The following is a 22,964-nucleotide window of genomic DNA, read 5'->3' as shown; positions in this document are numbered from 1 at the left end:
GTATAGGCACGGAACACGCGAAGGGAAAGGCCATGTTGAAAGCGGGGCGTATCCGGGCACTGGGCGCAATGTCGGGCACGTCGCTCGATGGGGTGGATGCCGCCGTGGTCGACACCGATGGCGAGCGGATTTATGGCTTTGGCGATAGCGTGTACCGGGCGTATTCGGCGCAGGAACAGGCAGTGCTGAGCGCCGCGCTGGGCCGCTGGCCGGTGGACGATCTGGACGAGGTGCTGGAGGTGGTGCAGCGCGCGCATATCGAGGCGCTGAGCGGGTTCGAGGGTGTCGGGCTGATCGGGTTTCACGGTCAGACGCTGGCGCATGAGCCGCAGGGGCGGGGGACGCATCAGCTGGGCGATGGCGATGCGCTGGCCGAGGCGCTGGGCGTGCCGGTGGTCTGGGATTTCCGCAGCGCCGACATACGGCTGGGCGGAGAGGGCGCGCCGCTGGCGCCGTTTTACCATTTCGCCTGCGCCAAATGGATGGGGGCGACCGCGCCGCTGGCGTTTCTGAACCTTGGCGGGGTGGGCAACCTGACATGGGTGGACCCGCGCAAGGAGCGCCCCGAGGAGGAGGGCGCGTTGCTGGCTTTTGATACCGGGCCGGCGAATGCGCCGATCAACGATGTGACGATGGCGCGACGCGGCCAGCCCTTTGACCGGGACGGCGCGCTGGCGCGGCGGGGCGAGGTGGCGCAGGGGGCGCTGGAGCTGTTCCTGGACGAGCCCTATTTCCTCAGGATGCCGCCCAAGTCGCTGGATCGCGATGCGTTCCGGGACATGATCGCGCTGGTGGAGGAGTTGGACGATGCCGACGCGGTGGCCACGCTGACCGGGATGAGCGCTGCTGCCGTGCTGCGCGGGATGGAGCATTGCCCCGAACCGCCCGAGCGCCTGTTGGTCACGGGGGGCGGGCGCAAGAACCCGGTGCTGATGGAGATGCTGCGCGTGGCGCTGGATTGCCCGGTGGAGCCGGTGGAGGCCGTGGGGCTGGATGGTGACATGCTGGAGGCGCAGGCGTTCGCGCATCTGGCGGTGCGCGTGGCGCGGGGGCTGCCGACATCCTGCCCCGGCACGACGGGCGTGCGCGCGGGCGTGTCGGGAGGCACGATCAGCCGCCCGTCGAATGCCATCCGGACGATGGGAGGAGGAGGCGCATGATACCTTATGAGCTGGATCAGGGGGCCGGGCGGGGCCGCAGGCTGGGCCTGATCGTTCTGAGCACCGACGAAACGCTGGAATACGAGGCGCGGCAGGTGATCGACGGGCGCGAGGTGAACCTTTTGCATGCGCGCATTCCGGCGAACGCCCATGTGACGCCCGAGGACCTGTCGACGATGGAGGGCGAGATGACCTCGACCGCGGCGCGCCTGCCTGCGGGGCTGAATGCGGTGGGCTATGGCTGCACCTCGGGGGCGACGGTGATCGGCAGCGACCGGGTGGGCGAGTTGATCCGCGCGGCGCATCCCGATGTGCCGGTGACCGATCCGGCCCGCGCGGTGCGCGCGGCGCTGAAGCATCTGGGGGTGAGGCGGATCGCGCTGGTGTCGCCCTATGTCGATACGGTTTCGGCGCCGGTGCGCGCGCTGCTGGCGCAGGACGGGATCGAAGTGGTGGCCGAGGCCAGCTATGGCATGAGCGAGGACTGGAGCGTGGCGCGCATCAGCGAGGACAGCACCCGCGCCGCGATGCTGGACACCGGCCGCACCGGGGGCGTCGAGGCGATTTTCACCAGTTGCACGAACCTGCGCACCTTTGGCCTGATCGACGATGTCGAGGCGGCGCTGGGCCTGCCGGTGGTCAGTTCGAACCTCGCGCTGATGTGGCATGTGCTGCGGCTGGGCGGGATCGAAGACACCGACGGCTGGGGGCCGGGGCGGTTGTTTCGGAACGGAGAGCATTGATGAACGACAAGCGGTTGAAACCGGCCACAATCGCCGCCCGCGCGGCGGGGGCGCTGAATGCGGGGGATGGCGGGGTGATTCCCGGTATCTCGGTGGCGACGACCTATGCGCGGGGGGCGGACAATGCCTTGCTGCATCCGCGCAACATGTATTGCCGCGACGAGAACGATACCGTGCGTCAGGCCGAGGAGGTGATCCGCCAACTGGAGGGCGCCGAGGAGAGCCTGTTGTTCCCGTCGGGCATGGCCTCGGTCACGGCGCTGTTCCGCACGGTGCCGGACGGGGGGCGAGTGGTGATGCAATCGGGCATCTACTGGGGCGTGACATCCTGGGTGCGGGGCCATTGCGCGCGCCACGGCATCACGCTGGAGGAGGTGGATGCGACCGATCCCGCGGCGCTGGGCGCGGCCTGCGAGAGCCCCGCCGATCTGGTCTGGATCGAAGTGCCGTCGAACCCGTGGCTGAAAACCGTGGATATCGCGCGCGCCGCCGATCTGGCGCATGGCGCGGGGGCGCTGCTGGCGGTGGATGGCACGGCGGCCTCGCCGGTGCTGACGCGGGCGCTGGAGTTTGGCGCGGATATTTCGATGCATTCGGCGACCAAGTCGATCAACGGTCATACAGATGTGGTGGCCGGTGTCCTGTCCTGTCGGGACCGTGCGGCGCGCGTCTGGCAGCAGATCGCCCGTGAACGTCATGACGGCGGGGCGATCCTCGGGCCGTTCGAGGCGTGGCTGCTGATGCGGGGATTGCGCACGCTGCCCCTGCGCATGGAGCGGATGTGCGAGAACGCCTTGCGTGTGGCGCAGGCGCTGGACGCGCATGAGGGGATCGAGGCGGTCTGGTATCCCGGCCTGCCGGGGCATCAGGGGCACGAGGTGGCAGCGCGGCAGATGAGCGGCGGTTTCGGCTGCCTGCTGTCGGTTCTGGTGCGTGGCGATGCGGCCCGCGCCATCGGGGTGGCGGGGCGGTTGCAATTGTTCCATCGCGCCACGTCGCTGGGCGGGGTCGAAAGCCTGGTCGAGCATCGCGCCACCATCGAGCCCGACAGCGGCATTCCCGGCACCTTGCTGCGCCTGTCCGTCGGGATCGAGGATGCGGGCGACCTGATCGCGGATTTCGAACAGGCGCTGGGCGGGTGAGGCGCGCTCTCTTGCGCAAATGCGGTGGGGTTGCTATCTGCCAGTCAAAGCAAATCCGATCAAATTGATCGGAAAGACAAGAGGCCAAGGTGCAGTCAGCGACCCCGAGACTTGAGATTCGCAACCTCGTGCGCAATTACGACGGGCGGCGCGTGGTGGACGATGTTTCGCTCAAGGTGATGCCGGGGCAGGTGACCTGCCTGCTGGGGCCGTCGGGCTGCGGGAAATCGACCACGCTGCGGATGATCGCCGGGGTCGAGATGCAGGATTCGGGGGAAATCTGGGTCGATGGCAACCTTGTCTGCGACACGTCGTTCCGTATCCCGCCCGAGCGCCGCCATATCGGGCTGATGTTTCAGGATTTCGCGCTGTTTCCGCATCTGACGGTGGGGGCGAACGTGGCGTTCGGCCTGTCGGGCGACAAGGCCGATATCCAGCGCCGTGTCGATGAGTTGCTGGAGCGTGTGGGGCTGTCCAGCTATGGCGACAAGTATCCGCACGAGCTGTCGGGTGGGGAGCAACAGCGCGTGGCGCTGGCCCGCGCGCTGGCACCGCGCCCGTCGATCATGCTGATGGACGAGCCGTTTTCGGGGCTGGACAACCGGCTGCGCGACGGGATTCGCGACGAAACGCTGGATATCCTGCGCGAGCAGGACACCGCCGTTCTGCTGGTCACGCACGAACCCGAGGAAGCGATGCGCATGGCCGACGAGATCGCGCTGATGCGCGACGGCCGGATCGTGCAGCAGGGCGCCCCCTATAACATCTACAACGCGCCGGTGGATCGGGACGCGGTGGCGTTTTTCAGCGATATCAACGTGATACGCGGCAAAGTTCACGGGGCTTTGGTGCATACCGCCTTTGGCCGGTTCCTGACGCCAGGGGTGCATGAGGGCAGCGAGGTGGATATCGTCATCCGCCCGCAGCACATCAAGATCGACTTTGACCGCAACGGGCGCGGCCCGGACCCGACGATCGAAATGGGCACGGCGGCGCGCGGCGTGGTGCGGCGGGCGCGCTTCATGGGCAGCGAGAGCCTTGTGGAGTTTCGCATGGATCATGACGGCTCGATCATGCGCGCGACGGTGCCCAACGTGTTCCTGCCCAAGCCCGGCAAGCCGCTGTGGCTGATGATCCGGCGCGACAAGTGTTTTACCTTTCCGGTCAGGGCCTGAGAGCGCGGTTCGCGCGGCATCGGCGGCGTTTTCCGGCCATCGGACAAAGGAAATTGCCGATTTGTGGGGCCTGCGGCGGGATTGCGTCTTTCAACCCGCGCGCAGAGGGCTTAGATACGGTTGACGAAATGCCGGGGCCGCGCAAAAACAGGCCCCGACAATGGGAGAGACATTATGCTGAACAATATCGGCCTTCCGGGGCTTCTTCTGATCGCTGTGGTGGTGCTGGTGCTTTTCGGTCGCGGCAAGATTTCGTCGCTGATGGGTGAGGTGGGCAAGGGCATCACCTCGTTCAAGAAGGGTGTTGCCGAGGGCAACAAGGAAATCGAGGATGCCAGCGCCGACGCCGCCGACACGGCGCGCGACGTGACCCCCGAAGACGAAAAAGACAAGGCCTGAGCCCTAGATGTTCGACCTGGGCTGGACCGAGCTGCTGGTGATCGGCATCGTCGCGCTGATCGTCGTTGGCCCCAAGGATCTGCCGGGCATGTTCCGGACGGTGGGCAATTTCGTGGGCAAGGCCAAGCGCATGGCCCGCGATTTCAGCCAGGCCATGAACGACGCCGCCGACGAGGCCGGGGTCAAGGACGTTTCGGACAGCCTGCGCAAGGCCACGAACCCGGTGGGCAGCGCCATGGACGAGGTCAAGAAGGCCTCTTCGACCTTTACCCAGGACACCATGGCCGGCCCCAAGAAGAAAAGCGAGCTGAGCGAGGAACGTCAGGCGCAGGCCGACAAGATCCGCGCCAAGGCCGCTGAAAAGGCCACGGAACGCCGCGCCGCCGAAGAGGCCGAGCAGGCGAAGGCCGCCGCCGCGGAGGACGCATCCGATACCAAGGATGCGGGCAAGACCGCGACGGATACTGCCGAGGACAACAAGGCATGAGCCCCTCTGACGAGATCGAAGACAGTTCGGCACCGCTCATCGAGCACCTGACCGAGCTGCGCTCGCGGCTGATCAAATCGGTCGTCGCCTTCCTGATCGGCATGATCATCTGTTTCACGGTGGCCACGCCGATCTTCAATTTCCTGACCGCGCCGCTGTGTCAGGTGCTGGCCAGCCGGGGGCAGGATTGCGACCTGATCTTCATTTCGCCGCAGGAAGGGTTCTTCGTGGCGATCAAGGTGTCGCTGCTTGGCGGGTTCATCCTGTCGTTTCCGTTCATCGCCAACCAGATGTGGCGGTTCGTGGCGCCGGGGCTGTATAAATCGGAAAAGGGCGCGTTCCTGCCGTTCCTGATCGCCTCGCCTTTCATGTTCATTCTGGGCGCGGCATTCGCGTTTTATGTGGTCACCCCGCTGGCCTATGACTTTTTCCTCGGGTTCCAGCAATTCGGGCAGGGCGGCGAGGCGCTGCCGACGGGCGATCCGCAGAACGCCGCGCCGCTGAGCGTGGTGTTCCAGGGCTCGGCGCAGGAATACCTGAACCTGACGATCAAGTTCATCGTGGCCTTTGGCCTGTGCTTCCAGTTGCCCGTGTTGCTGACGCTGATGGGCAAGGCCGGGCTGGTCAGTGCCGAAGGCCTGGGCAATGTGCGCAAATACGCGGTGGTGGGCATTCTGGTGCTGGCCGCGCTGGTGACGCCGCCCGATGTCATAACGCAGGTGATCCTGTTCGTGGTGGTCTATGGACTGTACGAGATTTCCATCTGGCTGGTGCGCCGGGTCGAAACCAAGCGCGAGGCGCAGTTGCGCGCCGAGGGGCTGTGGTTCGACGAGGATGAGGACGAGGACGCGGCAGAAGAAGCCGATGCCGAACCCGAAACGGCCGCGCATCACGACAGCGACCCGTATGGTGAGGAAGAGTTCGACGATCCCTTGCTGGACGAGTTCGACAATGAAGACGACGACAAGGACAATTCCAAGTGAGCGACCCGCTTGAGCGCATCGCCGCGGCGTTGGAGCGTATGTCTCCGGCGCCGTTGAACGCCCCCGATTTCGACGCTGCCGACGCTTTTGTGTGGCATGTGGAGCCCGACCGGCTGGAGCCCGTGCCGCAGGTGAACCGGGTGGATATGTCGCTTCTGGTGGGGGTGGATCGCTCGCGCGATACGCTGCTGGAGAATACCCGCCAGTTCGCGCGTGGCCTGCCGGCCAACAACGCGTTGCTGTGGGGCGCGCGGGGCATGGGGAAATCGAGCCTCGTCAAGGCGGTGCATGCCGCCGTGCGCGCCGAAGACCTGCCGCTGAAGATCGTCGAATTGCAGCGCGAGGACCTGCCAAGCGTGTCGCGCCTGCTGAACCATCTGCGCGGCAGCGAGGCGCGGTTCATCCTGTTCTGCGACGACCTGTCCTTCAGCCATGACGACCAGCATTACAAGTCGCTCAAGGCGGTGCTGGATGGCGGGATCGAAGGGCGGCCCGAGAACGTGGTGTTCTACGCCACCTCGAACCGTCGCCACCTGATGCCGCGCGACATGATCGAGAACGAGCGCGGCTCGGCGATCAGCCCGTCGGAGGCGACCGAGGAGAAGGTTTCCCTGTCGGATCGCTTCGGGCTGTGGCTGGGCTTCCATCCCTGCGGGCAGGACGATTACCTGGCCATGATCCGGGGCTATTGCGATGCCCATGATATCGAAATCGACGACGACACGCTGCGCGCCGAGGCGATCGAATGGCAGGCCACGCGCGGCGCGCGGTCGGGCCGGGTGGCTTGGCAGTATTTCACCGATCTTGCCGGGCGGCGCGGCGTCGCGCTCTGATCGGGGCGTTTTCCCGGCGACAATACCCCGTGGAGCACGAGGGGCTGGCCCCTCGTGATGCCTGTGCGGGTCAGCTCAGGTAATCGTTGGGATCGACGCTGTCGAAGCCGTCGCGCACCTCGAAATGCAGGGCTGCCGCACCGTCGCGGCGAATCTCGGCCAGTTTCCCGCCGCGCTTGACGTTATCGCCCTTCTTCACCGCGACATTGGCGATGTTGGAATAGACCGTCAGCAGGTTGTCGGGGTGTTTGACCACGATGATCGGGATGCCGTTGGTATCTTCGGTGATCGCGGCCACGACACCGTCGGCGGCGGCGCGCACCGGCGCGCCTGCGGCGGCGGAAATGTCTATGCCGTCATTCTTGCCCTTGGCGTAATCGCGGATGATGTCGCCACGCACCGGAAAGGCCATGCGCGCGCCCGAGTTCGTCTGGGTCTGGGTGGCGCCCAGATCGGGGGCGCTGGTGGTTTGTACGGGTTTGGCCGCCGGTGTCGTGTCCTTTTCGGGCAGCGGCGTGGAGGCCGAGGGCGGTTCGGGCGTGGGCGATCCGGCGCCGGGGGCGGTGACCGCGGTGGCGGCGCTGCTCTGGTTCGCATCCGTTCCGCTGTCGGACAGGGCGACCGGGATCAGCAGGAACTGCCCTTCGCGCACCGAGAAGTCCGCCCCGAGCCCGTTCCATTCGGCAAGGCTGCGGACCGAGACGTTATAGAGCCGCGCGATGGTATAGGCGGTTTCGCCGCGCTCGACCTTGTGGCGCACGGGCTCAACCCCGGTTTGCGCCGGGGGCAGTGTGCTGCTCTGGACCGTGGAGGTATCGGGGGCGGAGTTGATCGCATCGCCGGCCAGGGTGGTGATGTCCACCTCGCCGAGGGGCTGGATCGGACCGCCGGCGGGTTCGGCCACGCGCGAGGGCAGGGCGATGACCTCGCCTTTGTTCAGCGGATCGCCGGTTTGCATGCCGTTATACTGCGCCAGGGATTGCGCATCGGCACCGATCCGCGCAGCGAGGCTGGCCAGGGTATCGCCGCGCCGGGCGACGGCCACCTGATAGCCGGGATAGGAGATGATGCCGCGGCTGTCGGGCTGCGGACGGGCGGTGGTGGCGGTCTGCGCGGCCTCTGCCGTGCTGTGGGCATTGCCGAAGGCGCCGCGCAGGTCGTAATCGAGCGGCTGCTGACAGGCGGCCAGCGCCAGGCATGCGGTGCCCGCGAGAAGCGGCGCTTTGGGGAAGGGGAATGTCATCTCGATCTTGTCCTCATGCTCCTGCGCCCCTTGTTGGCCGGGGCCTCTGCGTGTCAAACTCGTCAGCTGTCGCGCCCCAGCCCTTCGACCAGGGGCACGAACCGCACCGGGCGCAGCTCGTCATAGTCAAGGCCCGTTTCGGTGCGCGTGACGCGGATCAGGCTCTGGACGGCATCGGACTGCCCCACCGGCAGCACCATGATACCGCCGATTTTCAACTGCGCCAAGAGAGGTCCGGGCGGGTCTTCGGCGGCGGCGGTCACGAGGATGCGGTCGAACGGGGCCTGATCGGGCAGGCCGAAACTGCCGTCGGCGGTGACGGCGGTGATGTTGGTCAGGTCGAGATCGCGGAAAATCTCGCTGGCTTCGGTGACCAGCCGCTTGTGGCGGTCGACGGTATAGACCCGGCGTGCGAGGTGGCTGAGGATCGCGGCCTGATAGCCGCTGCCGGTGCCGACCTCGAGCACCTTGTCGCGGGGGGTGACCTGCAACGCCTGGCTCATCAGACCGACGACCGAGGGCTGGCTAATCGTCTGGCCGCAGGCGATGGGCAGGGGCATGTCCTCGTAGGCGCGGGCGGCGAAATAGCCGCGGATGAAGGGGCCGCGATCGACCTTTTCCATCGCCGTCAGCACGCGCATGTCGGTCACGCCCTTGGAGCGCAGCGCGAACAGGAACTGCATCTTGCGTTCGGCGATATCGCTGGCGTCGTCGGTCATTCTATCGCCTTGAGCGCCTCCAGCGCGTCATGGGCCGTCAGGTCGGCGCGCATCGGCGTGACCGAGATATAGCCCTTGAGGTTCATGTCGGCATCCGTGCCCGGTGAGGTGGGTTGCTGCTGCGGTGCCCCGGTCACCCACAGGAAGCGCCGCCCCGAGGGAGAGTGGATGGGTTGCACCCCGAAGCCCATGTCGCGGCGGAAGCCCTGCGGCGCGACCTTGACGCCCTTGACCTCGGCTGCCGGGAGGGGCGGGAAGTTGATGTTGTAGAAGATGCCGTAATCGTCTTCGGTCCACACACCGCGCTCCAGCAGTTTGCGCAGGGTGGGCAGGCCGTGCAGGCGGGCGGCTTCGAACGGGTCGGGGGTGTCCCTGACGGCGGGGCCGTAATACTGGCTGAGCGCCACGGCGCGGCAGCCTTGCAGGGCGGCTTCCATCGCGCCGCCCAGGGTGCCGGAATAAAGCGCGTTCTCGGCCGAATTGTTGCCCCGGTTCACGCCCGAGAGCACCAGATCGGGGCGGGCGTCGGCCATCACGTCATGGATCGCGGCCAGCACGCAGTCGGCGGGGCTGCCCTCGGCGGCGAAGCGGCGTTCGCCCATCTGGCTGACCATCATCGGGCGGGTGTAGGAAATGCAGTGGCCGACGCCGGATTGCTCGAAGGCGGGGGCGACGACCCAGACCTCGCCCTCGGGGCCGGCGAGGCCGGTGGCGATCTCTTCGAGAACCTTCAGTCCGGGGGCGTTGATCCCGTCGTCATTGGTGATGAGAATGCGCAATGCCCCGTGCCCCTTGTCTTGCCTGCTTCGTCTGCCTGTCTATCCGGGCAAGGCAGATGCGGCAAGCGTTTGGGGCACGCGCCTATTCAAGTGTGGCCAACAGGCGGCGGGCCTCGTCGGTGGCGCTGGCCAGCGGGGCGCGATCCTCGCCGGGGAAGAAGCGCGCGCGGGTGGCGGTGGCCATCGGTTGGGGCGCAAGCACATGCACCTGCGGGCCGGTGCGCGCGGTTTCGGCCTGCCAGCTGCGCGCCAGCGCGATCTGGGCCGCCTTGGTCGCGCCATAAGCGCCGAAGAATTTCTGCCCCGCGCGGTCGTCCTCGAAAAACAGGGCGCGGCCCGTGTCGCCCAGAAGCGGCGTGACAAAGGGAATCAGGCGGCCCGTGGCGGTGACGTTCACCTCGACCGATTTTTCCCATGCCTTTTCGTCCATATGCCCGGCGGGCGCGAGCGGCGCGGCGTAAACGGCGGTGTGCGCCCATGTGGCCACCGTGCCCCAGCGATCGTGGATCGAGCGGCAAAGCTGGCGCATGGCATCGACATTGGCGATGTCCATCGGCGCGAGCGTGGCCTGACCGCCCGCCGCCTGAATGCGGTCATCCAGTTCCTCGAGCGCGCCGGTGGTGCGGGCGACGGCGACGACATGGTGGGTTTTCGCCAGTTCCACGGCGAGCGCGAAGCCCAGGCCGCGCGATGCGCCGGTGACGAGGGCAATCTTTTGTTCCGGTGTTTCGGTCATGTTCGGGAAATCTCACCTGATTGCCGCGATGGCAAGTGCCTTTGATTGACAACCGCCCCCGCGATCCAAAATGTCGCGCCCATCTATGACATAAACACAGGGAGACACAATTCCATGTCGCAGGACAGAGTTCTCAGCAAGGCCGTGATCGGCCAGCAAACCCTGCTCAACACCGCCGGTCTGATTCTTGGCGGGTCGCTTTTCGTGGCGCTGGCCGCACAGGTGAGTGTGCCGATGTACCCGGTGCCGATGACCCTGCAAACGCTGGCGATCCTGATTGTCGGGCTGACCTATGGCGCGCGGCTGGGAGCGTTGACGCTGCTGGCCTATCTGGCCGAGGGCGCGATGGGGCTGCCGGTATTTGCCGGTGGCGGCAATGGCGCGTCGCTGGTGGGGCCGACGGCGGGGTTCCTGTTCGGGTTCGTGCCGATGGCGTATCTGGCCGGGCTGGCCGCCGAGAAAGGGCTTGCGCGCGGTCTGATCGGCACGACGGTGGCGGGCGCGGTCGTGACGCTTCTGGTATTCGTGCCGGGGGTTGCTTGGCTGAGCACCTTTATCGGGTTCGAGACCGCCGTTCAGGTGGGCATGATGCCGTTCCTTGTGGGGATGGTGGTCAAGTCGGCCATTGCCGCGATGGTTGTCCGGGGTGGCTGGAAGGCTGTCGAGGCGCACCGCGCGAAAGGCTGAGCCTGCTGGTCAGCGAGGCAATGCGCCGTCCCGTGCCGGGGCGGCGTTTTCATGTGAGGGGGCGGGCGCGGCCCGGCCTTGCGGTCCGGGCCAGATCAATGGCTTGCGTGGAGCAGAACACTTTCCGGGCGTTGGCCGTCAGCCCTCGCCGGGCATGTGCAGGACGAGGGTGCGCCCTTCTTCGGCCAGGTGCAGCGCGCCGGTTTCGATGGCGACGATGACGGCGCGGCCGATCCTGTCGCCGCGCGTGACGGTGTGCAGACGGCCCCGGCTGTCGAGAATCAGCGCCTCGGCGCCGTTCGGTTTCATGAAGGTTCCCAGAAGCGCGACCTGTCGGCGGGGCAGGACGTTTTCCTGCGTGGCGGCGGATTGAATCCTGGCGGTGCTGGCGGTGGTTTGTGCCATGTGTCGGTGCTGCCTGTATCGCGTTGTGACTATCGGAGTGAGGCCTATAGACCCTGTGGCGGACAGGTAAAACAGGGGGAACAGGGTATCGGCGGCAAGCCGCTGCAGCCCCAAGCGGCACGGGGCGGCAAACCGCTTATTCGGTCTGGTGGAGGGGGGAGCGGGGCAGGTGAGGCGGCGTTATTCCGCCGCCTTCACCTCGAAGCCCTTTTCGATCATGTCCGAGGGGGCCACCGGGTATTCGCCCGAGAAACACGCATCGCAATATTGCGGGCATTTGGCGTTGCGCCCCGACGATTCGCCCACGGCGCGGTAAAGCCCGTCGAGCGAGATGAACTTGAGACTGTCGACGGCGAGATGGTCGCGCATTTCCTCTTCGCTCATGGTGGCGGCGAGCAGTTTTTCCCGCTGCGGCGTGTCCACCCCATAGAAGCAGGGCCAGGCTGTGGGCGGGCTGGCAATGCGGAAATGCACCTCTTTCGCGCCGGCATCGAGGATCATTTCCTTGATCTTGCGGCTGGTGGTGCCGCGCACCACGCTGTCATCCACGAGGATCACGCGCTTGCCCTCGATCAGGGCGCGGTTGACGTTCAGCTTGAGGCGCACGCCCATGTTGCGGATCTGCTCGGTGGGTTCGATGAAGGTGCGGCCCATGTACTGATTGCGGATGATCCCCATCGCGTAGGGAATGCCCGATTCCTGGCTGAAGCCGATGGCCGCGGGCGTGCCGCTGTCGGGCACGGGGCAGACGAGATCGGCATCGACCGGGGCCTCGCGCGCCAGTTCCACGCCGATCTGGCGGCGGGTTTCATAGACCGAGCGCCCGCCGATGATCGAATCGGGGCGCGAAAAATAGACATGTTCGAAGATGCAGAAGCGCGGCGATTGCGGGCGGAAGGGGAAATGGCTTTCGACGCCCTTGTCCGAGATCACTACCATTTCGCCGGGCTCCACCTCGCGCACGAACTTGGCGCCGATGATGTCGAGCGCGCAGGTTTCCGAGCTGAGCACCCAGCCATCGCCGACCTGTCCCAGCACGAGCGGGCGCACCCCCAGGGGATCGCGCACGCCGATCAGTTTGGTGCGGGTCATGGCGACGACGGAAAACGCGCCTTCGACCCGGCGCAGCGCGTCTTCCATCCGTTCGGGGATGGTGCGTTGCAGCGAACGGGCCATCAGATGGATGATACATTCGCTGTCCGAGCTGGACTGGAAGATCGAGCCACGTTCGATCAGCTCGCGGCGCAGGGCGTCGGCATTGGTGATGTTGCCGTTATGGGCAATCGCCGCGCCGCCCATGGCGAATTCGCCAAAGAACGGCTGCACGTCGCGGATTTGCGTCGGCCCCTTGGAGCCGGCGGTGGAATAGCGCACATGCCCGATGGCCAGCGGGCCGGGCAGGGTTTCCATCAGCGATTGCTTGGTGAAGTTGTCGCGCACATAGCCGAAGCGGCGGGCGCTGTTGAAGCCCTGTTCGGGATCGTGGCAGACGATGCCGCCCGCCTCTTGTCCGCGATGTTGCAGGGCGTGCAGCCCGAGGGCCACGAAATTCGCCGCGTCGGTCAGGCCGATCACGCCGAAGATGCCACATTCTTCTTTCAACTTGTCGTCGTCGAACGGATGGGCAGGGGGCATATGCTTGGACAAGGGGCGTCTCCGAATCCCGGTCTGTCTCTTTTCGGCCCTTACTTAGTGGCTGAGGGCGCATATGTCACGAAACTATCACAGGAAACTGATTGCAACGCTCCGGCCTGTGCCGCCCGGCGGCACCGCAGAAACCCTGAACGGGTTTTTCGGGTCCGTCCGGGCGACCCCGTCGCGCGGCGGGTGTCAGCGCAGCGCCAGAGGGCGCAAGAGCCGGTTAAGCCAGTGGAAACGTGCGGGCCGGGTGGGGGCTGGCGGGGCGATCGCGCGGCCCATAAGGTCATGCGCCTTTTCGCTGCGCAGCCTGCGACCGGCCTGCATGTGATAGGCCGTGTCGATCGAGCCGTCGGGGCGATAGCGGATCGGGGTGGGGGTGACCTTGGGCATGTCGCTCTCCTGTGGTTGATGCGATGCGCCCATGATGCCGGGGCCGGTGGCGGAGCGCTTGAAGGCAGGCTTGCGAAACCCTTGGGATTTTCCTGATTTTGCCCCGACCGGCGGTTTTTCTTTTCCGGGGGGCGGGGTTTGATGCTTTAATCCGGGGATGGAATATCGCTTTGCAGATTGCGTTCTGGACCTGCGCCGCCATCGGCTGACGCGGACGCAAGGCGATGTTCATGTCGAACCGCAGGTGTTTGCATTGCTGGAATTGCTGGTGCGCTGCGCGGATCGGATCGTGACCCGTGACCAGATCATCGACCACGTCTGGCAGGGGCGCATCGTATCCGAGGCCACGATCAGCGCCCGGATCAGTGCGGCGCGCGCTGCCGTCGGCGACGACGGGCGGCGGCAGGCGGTTATTCGCACGGTCAACCGGGTGGGGCTGGAGATGGCGGTGCCGGTCGAGTGTCAGGAGGACGAGGGCGACGGGGCTGTCGGACTGCCGCCACCCGACGTGCAGGACATTCCCGAAATCCGCATGGCGAGTTCGGCGGATGGCAGCGGGATCGCGTGGCAGGTGTCGGGGGAGGGGCCGGTGCTGTTGCGGGCGGGGCATTGGCTGTCACACCTGGAACTGGACTGGAGCAGCCCGGTCTGGCGGCCGCTGATACACCGGTTGGGGCAGGGGCGCAGGCTGTTGCAATACGACCAGCGCGGCACCGGCCTGTCCGAGCGTGACTGCGGCGCGTTGACCTTGCAGGGGTTCGTCGAGGACATGGCCGCTGTGCTGGACGCGGCGGGGGTGGAGCGCGCGGCGATCTTCGCGGTGTCGCAAAGCGTGCCGGTGGCCCTGGCCTTTGCGGCGCGTCACCCCGAGCGTGTAAGCGCGCTGGTGCTGGTGTCGGGTTTCGTTCAGGGCAGCCTGTTGCGCGACAAGGCGCGCAGCGAGTCGATGACGGATACGTTCCTGAGCCTGATCCAAGGCGGCTGGGGCCACCCGGACAGTGCCTTCATGACCGCGTTTTCAAGCCTGTTCATGCCCGAAGGCACACCCGAGCAGATCGACAGCTTTATCGAGATGCAATTGCAATCCGCCACCCCGCAGCGGGCGGTGGAGTTGCGGCAGGCCATCGGCATGTTCGATGTGTCCGGCGAGTTGGACAAGGTGCGCTGCCCGGTTCTGGTGGGGCATGGGCGGCGCGATGCGGTGCAGCCGTTCGACCAAGGGCAGAAACTGGCGCAGGGGTTGCCGGATGCCCGGTTTTTCGCGTTCGACAGCCCCAATCACATCGCCCTGCCGCAGGATGCGGGCTGGCAGGCCATGATGTCGGCGGTGGACCGGTTTCTGGCGACGCAATCCGGGAACGGAACAGGCAATCGCGCGGCGCGGGGTCAGTAGCGTGACAGGACCACGCCCGCCGCGACCAGACCGGCGGCCATGAGACGGGTCAGGGAAACTTCGCGCGCGACCAATCCGAAGAGGCCCATATGGTCGATGGCGAGCGCCGCGACGATCTGCCCGAGGATCAGCACCGAACTCATGGTCAGCACGCCAAGGACCGAAACGCTGGCCAGCGTGGCCCAGACGAGGAACGCGCCCAGAAGGCCGCCGGTCAGAAGAAGGCGCGGGGCATGGGCCGCGTCGAGCAGCCGCCCGCCGTCGCCGGAGGCCAGCGTGACCGCCAGAAGCACGGCAAAGCCCACCCCGAACGAGATCGTGGCCGCGCCGAGGCTGCTGCCGATATGGCGGCCGAGCGCGGCGTTGAGGGGCGATTGCAGGGCAATGGCCGCCCCGGCGACGATAACGAGGAAGAAGGCCAGAAAGGGCGTGTTGATCATGGCGCGTCCTTCATCGCGGGCCGGGGCCGGGCCGGTCAGTTGCCGTCGGTCGTGGTCGTTTCGGGCGTTGCAGCGGGATCGGCGGCATCGGCGGGCGCGTCGCAGGCGCTGACCAGTTCTTCGTATTGCAGGGTGATCCAGCCGAGCGCCTGTTGCGGGTTGCCGTCCTGCACCTTTTCGGTCATGCGGCTGAACACGCGGGCCGAGCGGCTGTCGTCGATGGCGGCGATGTTCTGGCTGGTCACGACGGTTTCGTAGACGAAATAGGCGATGGCCACCAGCAGCACACCGCGTGCCACGCCGAACAGGAAGCCGAGCCCCTGATCCAGCCCGCCGAGCGCCGAGCGCTGCACCAGCGAGGAAAACAGCGGCGTGATCAGCGAGGCGACGATCAGCGCCACGGCGAACACGGCGGCAAAGGCCCCGATCATCGACAATTCGCAGCTGTCGGCGATGAAATCCCCGACGACGGGCACTTCCTTGATCAGCGGCTCGACCTGCGGTGCGAAGATGAAGGCCAGAATGCCGGCCACGATCCAGCCCGCGATGGCCAGCGCCTCGCGCACGAGGCCGCGCGAATAGGCCAGCAGCGCCGACAAGACGATAACCAGCGCCACGACGCCGTCGATGATGGTGAAACCTTCCATATGTCCTGTCCCTTGCGGCTTTTTATCCTGCGCCGAACACGTCCCCGACAAAAGCGGTCAGATCGCCCATGCGGGTGAGTGCCAGCCCACCGTCGCCGCCGGGTTTTCCGCCCGATGGCACAATTGCTGATGTGAAACCAAGTTTTCGCGCTTCTTTCAACCTGTTTTCGGTCTGGCCGACCGGACGCAGGGCGCCGGACAGGCTAATTTCGCCGAAAACCACGGTTTCCGTCGGCAGGCTGGTGTCCTCGCGCGCACTCAGCAGCGCGGCGGCGACGGCCAGATCGGCGGCCGGTTCGGAAATCTTGATGCCGCCCGCGACGTTGAGATAGACATCGAGCCCGGCAAAGGGGATGCCGCAGCGCGCCTCGAGCACGGCGAGGATCATCGCCAGACGCGCGCCGTCCCAGCCCACCACGGCGCGGCGTGGCTGGCTGTGCGGGGTGGGGGCGACCAGCGCCTGCATTTCCACCAGCACCGGGCGCGTGCCTTCGATGCCTGCGAACACGACCGACCCGGGGGCGGGGTTGCCGCGCCCCGAGAGGAACAGCTCGGACGGGTTGGCGACTTCGGCCAGACCGCCGCCCGTCATCTCGAACACGCCGATTTCGTCGGCGGGGCCGAAGCGGTTCTTGACGCTGCGCAGGATGCGGAACTGGTGGCCGCGCTCGCCCTCGAAATAGAGAACGGTATCGACCATGTGTTCCACCACGCGCGGCCCGGCGATCTGCCCCTCCTTGGTGACATGGCCGACCATGACGACGGAGGCGCCCTTGCGCTTGGCGAAGGTGGTCAGTTCGTGCGCGGCGGCGCGCACCTGGCTGACGCTGCCCGGCACGCTGTCGACGTTATCGGCCCAGACCGTTTGAATCGAATCGATGATCACCAGATCGGGGGCTTCGCTTTCCAGCGTGGTCAGGATGTCGCGCAGGCTGGTGGCGGTGGCCAGTTTCACCGGCGCATCGGCCAGCCCGAGACGCTGCGCGCGCATCCGCACCTGAGCGCTGGCCTCTTCGCCCGAGACATAGAAGGTTTTCAGCCCCGCCTGCGCGAAACGCGCGGCGGCTTGCAGAAGCAGGGTGGATTTGCCGATACCCGGATCGCCGCCGACAAGGATCGCGCTGGCCGGAACCAGCCCGCCGCCCAGCACCCTGTCGAGTTCGTCCATCCCCGAGGCGGTGCGCGGTGGTGGGGTTTCGCTGGCCGAGAGATCGGTCAGGGTGATCGGCGTGCCACGCTTGGCACCCAGCGATTTCGAGGCGGGACCGGCGGATAGCGGCGCCTCTTCGATGATGGTGTTCCACTCGCCACAGGCGTCGCAACGCCCCGACCATTTCGAGAACGAGGCCCCGCAGGCCGAGCAGGTGAAGGTGTTGAGTTTCGCCATGCGTCGCTATTGCCCGATGGGCCGCGGGGCGTCAAACCCCTATTCGGCCTGCGCGCCATTCCCCGCGCGGGGGCGGCGTTTTTCGCTCAGGTGGCCGATGGCGATGGAGGCCAGAATGCAGCCGGTGAACAGGTAAAGGCCCCAGGCCACCTCGATCCGGCCCAGACCGATGCCCTTGGAGATCGTGATATAGAGCGCGATCAGGAAAATGTCGGCCATTGCCAGCTTGCCGAGGATTTGCAGCGCCGGGAGCGCCTTGCGGCGCAGCAGGCCGAAATGGATCAGCGCGAGGCCGATGGTTTTCATATAGGGTGCGAAGAGGGCGAAGACGGTGACGATCAGCGCCAGCACCACGTCGCTTTTCCAGAGGCTTTGCAGCCCCGAGACGACGCTGATCTCGCTGAGGCCGAACAGCGGCAGGTTCAGCCCCGCGCGGATCAGCGGCGCGAACCACGCGACGGGGAACAGGACAAGCAGGGCGAGGTTGGCGTATTTGAGCATGACTGTGGCTTACCCGGTTCTTCTTCGGTGGCAAAGCCCGTGGGGGCGTCTCTAACGCACCGCCTCGATCGGGCCTTCGGCGCGGCCGTGAATGAACTGATCGAGGTAAGGGTCGCCCGAGGAGTCCATTTCGGCCACCGGGCCGGTCCATTTGATCACCCCGTCATGCAGCATCGCCACGTTGTCGGCAATCGCGCGCACCGAAGTCATGTCATGGGTGATGGTCATGGCGGTGGCGCCCATTTCCACCACGATTTCGCGGATCAGATCGTTGATCACGCCCGACATGATCGGATCGAGGCCCGTGGTGGGTTCGTCGAAAAAGATGATTTCCGGCTCGGCGGCGATGGCGCGGGCAAGGCCAACGCGTTTTTGCATGCCGCCGGACAGTTCGGCGGGGAACTTATCGGCCTGCTCGGGTTTGAGCCCGACGCGGCGCAGTTTTTCGATGGCGATTTCGCGCGCTTCGTCTTTGGGCCGCTTGAGTGAGCCGCGCAGCAGGCGGAAGGCCACGTTCTGCCAGACGGGAAGGGAATCGAACAGCGCGCCGCCCTGAAACAGCATGCCGAAACGCGCCAGAAATGCGTCGCGGTCGCCTTTGGTGACGTCCTTGCCATCGAGCAGGATTTCGCCCGCATCGTGCCGGATCAGCCCCAGAATACATTTCAGCGCCACGGATTTCCCGGTGCCCGAACCGCCGATGATCACCATCGACGTGCCGGTCGGGATGGTCAGGTCGACCCCCTGGAGCACCTTGTTGCTGCCGAATGCCTTATGAACGTCTTTGAGTTCGATCATTCCTCTTCGCCGTCATTCTCTGGTGAAGGGAGGCGTTTGACGTCTTCAGGCTCAGGAAGCTGATCGTATGCTTTGGTACCTTTTCTGGTAATGCTGACGACTTCTTTCATTCGTTCTGTCAGTGGCTTGATGTCCTTTCCAAATTTCCCGAGAGTTTCCCCTATGTCGTTTATCCCCCCCCGAACTACATCAAACATTCCTTTTGGTTTATGAATTTCTGCTTCGATCGCTGCAATTCTATTGAGCAGCCTTAACCTATGGGGTTCATCAAAGTCTGCGGTAACAAAAATGATACGACGCATCTTTTCGCATAGTTCTACTATTCGAGTCTTATCTTGCGGACTAATTTCAAAAGTTGGGATAAGATTGTCGCTATGTTCCTCTTGTTCCACACTTTTAATTTCATCTGCAAACTGTAGAATTCCGATGAGCCTTCTTACGATGGCAATATTTTCTGTGCCATTGTAAGTTGAATGGTTGTTGCTTAGATCGCTAAAGACACTTTTGAATTGTCTTGGAAGTGTCTCCAAGGCTGCGTCAACTATCAAATCCAGTCGATCTAAACTTTCCTGTGATACATCGGTTTCAGAACTAACATGCGAAAGCTCTGCTTTTAGAATTTCAATTATTTTTCTTGTCATCGATAAAAGCCTCAACTTGTAAAAAATAGCTCAGTTAGCAAGTAGTTCGAGGCGAGGATCAGCACGCTGGCGGCGACCACGGCGGCCTTGGTGGCGCGGCCCACGCCCTGTGCGCCGCGGCCCGACTGCATGCCGTAATAGCAGCCCATCAGCGCCACGATGAAGCCGAACACGGCCCCCTTGATCAGCCCCGAGACCACATCCCATGTTTCGAGAAAGTCGATGGTGTTGTGCAGGTACGTGCCCGCGCCGAAATCGAGCCGCCCGACCCCCACGAGAAACCCGCCCATGATTCCGATCACGTCGCCGACGCCGACCAGCACCGGCACCGCCAGCGTGGCGGCCAGAACGCGGGGCAGGGTGAGGTATTTCATCGGGTGGGTGGACAGAGTCACCAGCGCGTCGATCTGTTCGGTCACTTTCATGGTGCCGATCTCGGCGGCGATACTGGAGGCCACCCGCGCGGCCACCATCAGCCCGCCCAGAACCGGCCCGAGTTCGCGCGTGAGGCCAATGGCGACGATGGAGGGCACCACCGTTTCGGCGTTGAAACGTGCGCCGCCTGCATAAATCTGCAGCGCCAGCGCGCCGCCGGTGAACAGCGCGGTCATGCCCACCACGGGCAGCGACAGCCAGCCGATCTGCATCAGCGCCTGCAGGAATTCACGCCCGTAAAATGGCGGGCGGGCCAGGTGGGTGACGGTGTCGGCGGCGAAGATCGCCACGCGCCCGACCATCGCCAGCGCGGCCAGAACCTGCCGCCCGAGGCGGCCGAGGGGACGGGTGATCGCGCTCATCCGCCCAGATACCGGCGGGCATAGCGCGGCCCGAGCGCGGTCAGGATTTCATAGCCGATGGTGCCCGCGTTGTCGGCCAGCACATCGACGCCCTGTTCCGGCCCCAGAAGTTGCAGCGATTTGGGGTCGTATCCCAGATCGGTGACATCCACGCTGATCAGGTCCATCGAGATGCGCCCCGCCAGCGGGCAGGGCGTGCCCTCGGCCAGCATATGGGTGGCCGAAGCCATGGCGCGATGGATGCCGTCGGCATAGCCCGCCGCCACGGTGGCGATGCGGGTGGGTCTTTGGGCGGTGAAGCTGTTGGCGTAGCCGACGGTTTCGCCCGGCTCCAGATCGCGGCACTGGATCACCGGCAGGTCCAGCGTGACCACCGGGCGCGCCTCCTCGAACGGACGGCCGCCATAGAGGCCGATGCCGGGGCGGGTCATGTCGAAATGATAGTCCGGCCCCAGCAACACGCCGCCGGTATTGGCGAAACACAGCGGCACGCCGGTATCGGCGGTCATGTCGCGGAAGCAGTCGAGTTGCTGGCGGTTCATCGGGTGGTCGGGCTCGTCGGCGCAGGCCAGATGGCTCATCAGCAGGGTGGGGGACTGGCCGAGCGCCACCTCGCGGGTGGCGGCCCATTCGGCGGGCTCCATCCCCAGGCGGTTCATGCCCGAATCCAGTTGCACGCCGAAGGGGCGGCCCGGCAGCGCCTCGACATGGCGGATCATCTGGTCGAGTGAGTTGAGCATCGGCACGAGGTCCATGTCGCCGATCATGTCGGCATCGCCCGGCATGTGCCCGGAAAAGACGTTGATCACCGGGCCCGGCCCGAGCGCCTCGCGCAGCGCGGCGCCTTCTTCGGCCACGGCCACGAAAAACGTGCGCGCGCCGGCCCTCGCCAATGCGCGCGCCACGCGCCCGGCCCCCAGCCCATAGGCGTCGGCCTTGACCACGGCGGCGGTTTCACTGGTGCTTTGGCCATCCAGTGCGCGCCAGTTGGCGCAGATGGCATCGAGATCAATCGTCAGGGTCGCGGTACTCATGACCACGGGTTTTGACAGGATGCGGGCAGGGGTCAAGTGGAAACAGGCCCGACCCGCGCCAAGACGGGGCGAAGCGGCGCGTTGGTCGCACCGTTGCGCCTGTCGGATCGTTTCGGACCGGGCAAGCGGGAGCCTCAGAACTCCTGTTCGCCGTTCTGTTGCCAGGGTTTGACGAGGTTGCCGAACCGGGTGAACTGCGACTCGAAGGACAGTTCGACCGTGCCGATGGGGCCGTGACGCTGCTTGCCGATGATGACTTCGGCCTTGCCGTGCAGGTGCGACATGCGGTCCTGCCACGCGGCCATTTCATCGAGTTTCTCGTCCGAGGGTTTTTCGCGTTCCACGTAATATTCCTCGCGGAACACGAACATCACCACGTCGGCATCCTGTTCGATCGACCCGGATTCGCGCAGGTCCGAGAGTTGCGGGCGCTTGTCGTCGCGGCTTTCGACCTGGCGGGACAGCTGCGACAGGGCCATGACGGGGATGTTCAGCTCTTTGGCGATGGCCTTGAGCCCCATCGAGATTTCCGCGATCTCCTGCACCCGGTTGTCGGAGGTGCCGCGCACCAGTTGCAGATAGTCCACGATCAGCAGGTCGAGCCCGTGGGTGCGTTTCAGCCGCCGCGCCCGCGCGGCAAGCTGCGCGATCGGCAGGGCGGGGGTGTCGTCGATGAAGAGCGGGCAGGATTCCAGTTCCTTGGCGGCATCGACGAAGCGGCGGAATTCGCTTTCTTCCATGTCGCCCTGACGGATCTTGTGCGACGAGATTTCCGAGGCTTCGGCGAGAATCCGGCCCGCAAGCTGCTCGGCGCTCATTTCAAGGCTGTAGAACCCCACGACTCCGCCATCGACCGTACCTTCGGTGCCATCGGGCAGGGTGCCTTTGCGATAGGCCTTGGCCACGTTATAGGCGATGTTGGTCGCCAGCGAGGTTTTGCCCATCGACGGGCGACCGGCCAGGATCAGAAGGTCGGATTTGTGCAAGCCGCCCAGTTTCTTGTCCATGTCGATCAGCCCGGTGGACACGCCCGCCAGCCCGCCTTCGCGCTGATAGGCGGCGTTGGCCACGTTCACCGCGTCGGTCACGGCCTTGAGGAAGGACTGGAAGCCGCTTTCGGACTGACCCTGTTCGCTGAGCTTGTAGAGTTTCTGCTCGGCCTCGATGATCTGGTCGCGCGGCTCGCTTTCCACCTCGGCGCGGGTGGCCTTGCCGACGATGTCATGGCCCAGCCCGATCAGTTCGCGCCGGATTGCGGTGTCGTGGATCATCTGAGCGTAATCGCGCACCGCGAAGGCGCTGATCGCCGCGCCCGCGAGTTTCGCCAGATAGGCCGGGCCGCCCAGTTCCCCGAGGCCCTCATCGTCTTCGAGAAACGCCTTGAGCGTCACCGGCGAGGCAAGGTTGCCCTTGGCGATCCGCGCCACGGCGGTTTCATAGATGCGCTGGTGAACGGGGTCGTAGAAATGGTGCGGCTTGATGATCGAGGCGACGCGATCATACACGTCGTTATTGGTCAGCAGCGCGCCGAGAAGCTGTTGCTCGGCCTCGATCGAGTGCGGCATGGTCTCCGTGTTCTCGACTTCGGTGCCTGTGGCGTTGAAGCTGGTGACCTCGTTCATGCTCTCCCCCGATCCTGCTGAGGCCCGGTCATAGCGCCGCCCGGTGCGGGCGGGCAATGTGGAACAAAGCTGTGGACGGCCTGTGGATAAGTTTCAGTGGCTCATATTGCCCTTTTGCGGGTGGGTGCGTCAACATCTTGTGTTTGCAACCGTGGCCATCCGGCGGGGCGTTGCCAATAGGA

26 protein-coding genes are annotated in these 22,964 nt (G+C 65.4%); 10 read left to right on the top strand and 16 right to left on the bottom strand.

The window, feature by feature from the left end; all coding sequences use genetic code 11:
* Nucleotides 1-32 precede the first annotated feature (32 nt).
* From KPG71_RS08095 to KPG71_RS08060, 8 genes are all read left to right on the top strand, one after another.
* Nucleotides 33-1,160 carry an anhydro-N-acetylmuramic acid kinase gene (locus tag KPG71_RS08095; protein WP_216337582.1) on the top strand — a complete coding sequence of 376 codons (1,128 nt, stop codon included), beginning with the start codon at nucleotides 33-35 and terminating at the stop codon, nucleotides 1,158-1,160.
* Nucleotides 1,157-1,903, top strand: a complete 747-nt coding sequence (locus KPG71_RS08090) for an aspartate/glutamate racemase family protein (protein ID WP_253196153.1) — start codon at nucleotides 1,157-1,159, stop codon at nucleotides 1,901-1,903. The genes KPG71_RS08095 and KPG71_RS08090 overlap by 4 nt, the downstream gene beginning before the upstream one ends.
* The gene (locus KPG71_RS08085) at nucleotides 1,903-3,045 is read left to right on the top strand and encodes a PLP-dependent aspartate aminotransferase family protein (RefSeq protein WP_216337581.1); all 1,143 of its coding nucleotides are present in this window, start codon (nucleotides 1,903-1,905) and stop codon (nucleotides 3,043-3,045) included. Before KPG71_RS08090 ends, KPG71_RS08085 begins: the two co-directional genes overlap by 1 nt.
* An 89-nt stretch (nucleotides 3,046-3,134) precedes the next feature.
* Nucleotides 3,135-4,220 (top strand): ABC transporter ATP-binding protein, encoded by a 1,086-nt coding sequence (locus KPG71_RS08080; RefSeq protein ID WP_216337580.1) that lies wholly within the window; start codon nucleotides 3,135-3,137, stop codon nucleotides 4,218-4,220.
* A 174-nt stretch (nucleotides 4,221-4,394) separates the two neighbouring features.
* Entirely contained in the window at nucleotides 4,395-4,619 is a 225-nt protein-coding gene (locus KPG71_RS08075) for a twin-arginine translocase TatA/TatE family subunit (protein ID WP_216337579.1), read from the top strand.
* A gap of 7 nt (nucleotides 4,620-4,626) precedes the next feature.
* On the top strand, nucleotides 4,627-5,106 hold the full coding sequence (gene tatB, locus KPG71_RS08070) for a Sec-independent protein translocase protein TatB (protein WP_216337578.1): 480 nt from the start codon (nucleotides 4,627-4,629) through the stop codon (nucleotides 5,104-5,106).
* Nucleotides 5,103-6,089 carry a twin-arginine translocase subunit TatC gene (tatC, locus tag KPG71_RS08065; RefSeq protein ID WP_216337577.1) on the top strand — a complete coding sequence of 329 codons (987 nt, stop codon included), beginning with the start codon at nucleotides 5,103-5,105 and terminating at the stop codon, nucleotides 6,087-6,089. Before tatB ends, tatC begins: the two co-directional genes overlap by 4 nt.
* Complete coding sequence (locus tag KPG71_RS08060; RefSeq protein ID WP_367397325.1) at nucleotides 6,086-6,922, top strand: ATP-binding protein; 837 nt, start codon at nucleotides 6,086-6,088, stop codon at nucleotides 6,920-6,922. Before tatC ends, KPG71_RS08060 begins: the two co-directional genes overlap by 4 nt.
* Nucleotides 6,923-6,992: 70 nt before the next feature.
* Here KPG71_RS08060 and KPG71_RS08055 read toward each other — a convergent pair whose 3' ends face one another.
* From KPG71_RS08055 to KPG71_RS08040, 4 genes are all read right to left on the bottom strand, one after another.
* Nucleotides 6,993-8,165, bottom strand: coding sequence for a LysM peptidoglycan-binding domain-containing M23 family metallopeptidase (locus KPG71_RS08055; protein ID WP_216337576.1), 1,173 nt, complete (start codon nucleotides 8,163-8,165; stop codon nucleotides 6,993-6,995).
* A 62-nt stretch (nucleotides 8,166-8,227) separates the two neighbouring features.
* Nucleotides 8,228-8,884: a protein-L-isoaspartate(D-aspartate) O-methyltransferase gene (locus KPG71_RS08050; RefSeq protein WP_216337575.1), complete on the bottom strand. Its 657-nt coding sequence runs from the start codon at nucleotides 8,882-8,884 to the stop codon at nucleotides 8,228-8,230.
* Nucleotides 8,881-9,663 carry a 5'/3'-nucleotidase SurE gene (gene surE / locus KPG71_RS08045; RefSeq protein WP_216337574.1) on the bottom strand — a complete coding sequence of 261 codons (783 nt, stop codon included), beginning with the start codon at nucleotides 9,661-9,663 and terminating at the stop codon, nucleotides 8,881-8,883. The genes KPG71_RS08050 and surE overlap by 4 nt, the downstream gene beginning before the upstream one ends.
* A gap of 82 nt (nucleotides 9,664-9,745) precedes the next feature.
* Nucleotides 9,746-10,399, bottom strand: a complete 654-nt coding sequence (locus tag KPG71_RS08040; protein ID WP_216337573.1) for an SDR family oxidoreductase — start codon at nucleotides 10,397-10,399, stop codon at nucleotides 9,746-9,748.
* Nucleotides 10,400-10,513: 114 nt separating this feature from the next.
* On the opposite strand from KPG71_RS08040, the gene KPG71_RS08035 reads away from it, so the two are divergent.
* Nucleotides 10,514-11,086, top strand: coding sequence for a biotin transporter BioY (locus KPG71_RS08035; protein ID WP_216337572.1), 573 nt, complete (start codon nucleotides 10,514-10,516; stop codon nucleotides 11,084-11,086).
* A 138-nt stretch (nucleotides 11,087-11,224) separates the two neighbouring features.
* On the opposite strand, the gene KPG71_RS08030 is transcribed toward KPG71_RS08035, so the two are convergent.
* From KPG71_RS08030 to KPG71_RS08020, 3 genes are all read right to left on the bottom strand, one after another.
* Nucleotides 11,225-11,491, bottom strand: coding sequence for a pilus assembly protein PilP (locus KPG71_RS08030; RefSeq protein WP_216337571.1), 267 nt, complete (start codon nucleotides 11,489-11,491; stop codon nucleotides 11,225-11,227).
* Between the two features lie 180 nt (nucleotides 11,492-11,671).
* Nucleotides 11,672-13,126 carry an amidophosphoribosyltransferase gene (gene purF, locus KPG71_RS08025; RefSeq protein WP_216337619.1) on the bottom strand — a complete coding sequence of 485 codons (1,455 nt, stop codon included), beginning with the start codon at nucleotides 13,124-13,126 and terminating at the stop codon, nucleotides 11,672-11,674.
* Between the two features lie 195 nt (nucleotides 13,127-13,321).
* A complete protein-coding gene (locus KPG71_RS08020) occupies nucleotides 13,322-13,522 on the bottom strand; it encodes a hypothetical protein (RefSeq protein WP_216337570.1) in 201 nt (66 codons plus the stop codon).
* Between the two features lie 157 nt (nucleotides 13,523-13,679).
* On the opposite strand from KPG71_RS08020, the gene KPG71_RS08015 reads away from it, so the two are divergent.
* Entirely contained in the window at nucleotides 13,680-14,915 is a 1,236-nt protein-coding gene (locus tag KPG71_RS08015; protein WP_216337569.1) for an alpha/beta fold hydrolase, read from the top strand.
* Here the strand turns inward: KPG71_RS08015 and KPG71_RS08010 are convergent.
* From KPG71_RS08010 to KPG71_RS07970, 9 genes are all read right to left on the bottom strand, one after another.
* Nucleotides 14,909-15,355: a DMT family transporter gene (locus KPG71_RS08010; RefSeq protein WP_216337568.1), complete on the bottom strand. Its 447-nt coding sequence runs from the start codon at nucleotides 15,353-15,355 to the stop codon at nucleotides 14,909-14,911. The two genes, KPG71_RS08015 and KPG71_RS08010, sit on opposite strands and share 7 nt — an antisense overlap.
* 35 nt (nucleotides 15,356-15,390) lie before the next feature.
* Nucleotides 15,391-16,002 carry a CvpA family protein gene (locus KPG71_RS08005; RefSeq protein ID WP_216337567.1) on the bottom strand — a complete coding sequence of 204 codons (612 nt, stop codon included), beginning with the start codon at nucleotides 16,000-16,002 and terminating at the stop codon, nucleotides 15,391-15,393.
* Nucleotides 16,003-16,024: 22 nt separating this feature from the next.
* On the bottom strand, nucleotides 16,025-17,389 hold the full coding sequence (radA, locus tag KPG71_RS08000; protein ID WP_216337566.1) for a DNA repair protein RadA: 1,365 nt from the start codon (nucleotides 17,387-17,389) through the stop codon (nucleotides 16,025-16,027).
* A gap of 39 nt (nucleotides 17,390-17,428) precedes the next feature.
* Nucleotides 17,429-17,890 (bottom strand): paraquat-inducible protein A, encoded by a 462-nt coding sequence (locus KPG71_RS07995; RefSeq protein WP_216337565.1) that lies wholly within the window; start codon nucleotides 17,888-17,890, stop codon nucleotides 17,429-17,431.
* 51 nt (nucleotides 17,891-17,941) lie between these two features.
* Nucleotides 17,942-18,688, bottom strand: coding sequence for an ABC transporter ATP-binding protein (locus KPG71_RS07990; protein ID WP_216337564.1), 747 nt, complete (start codon nucleotides 18,686-18,688; stop codon nucleotides 17,942-17,944).
* Entirely contained in the window at nucleotides 18,685-19,329 is a 645-nt protein-coding gene (locus KPG71_RS07985) for a hypothetical protein (protein WP_216337563.1), read from the bottom strand. Before KPG71_RS07985 ends, KPG71_RS07990 begins: the two co-directional genes overlap by 4 nt.
* Before the next feature lie 11 nt (nucleotides 19,330-19,340).
* Nucleotides 19,341-20,126, bottom strand: coding sequence for an ABC transporter permease (locus KPG71_RS07980; RefSeq protein ID WP_216337562.1), 786 nt, complete (start codon nucleotides 20,124-20,126; stop codon nucleotides 19,341-19,343).
* Nucleotides 20,123-21,160, bottom strand: a complete 1,038-nt coding sequence (alr, locus tag KPG71_RS07975; protein ID WP_216337561.1) for an alanine racemase — start codon at nucleotides 21,158-21,160, stop codon at nucleotides 20,123-20,125. The genes KPG71_RS07980 and alr overlap by 4 nt, the downstream gene beginning before the upstream one ends.
* 134 nt (nucleotides 21,161-21,294) lie before the next feature.
* Nucleotides 21,295-22,782: a replicative DNA helicase gene (locus tag KPG71_RS07970; protein ID WP_216337560.1), complete on the bottom strand. Its 1,488-nt coding sequence runs from the start codon at nucleotides 22,780-22,782 to the stop codon at nucleotides 21,295-21,297.
* Between the last annotated feature and the right edge of the window lie 182 nt (nucleotides 22,783-22,964).

Origin of the sequence: Roseovarius sp. PS-C2, assembly GCF_018862045.1 — a bacterium.
Lineage (GTDB): Bacteria > Pseudomonadota > Alphaproteobacteria > Rhodobacterales > Rhodobacteraceae > Roseovarius.
Note: the sequence above shows the minus strand (reverse complement) of the source record. Positions and strands in the feature narration are given on the sequence as shown.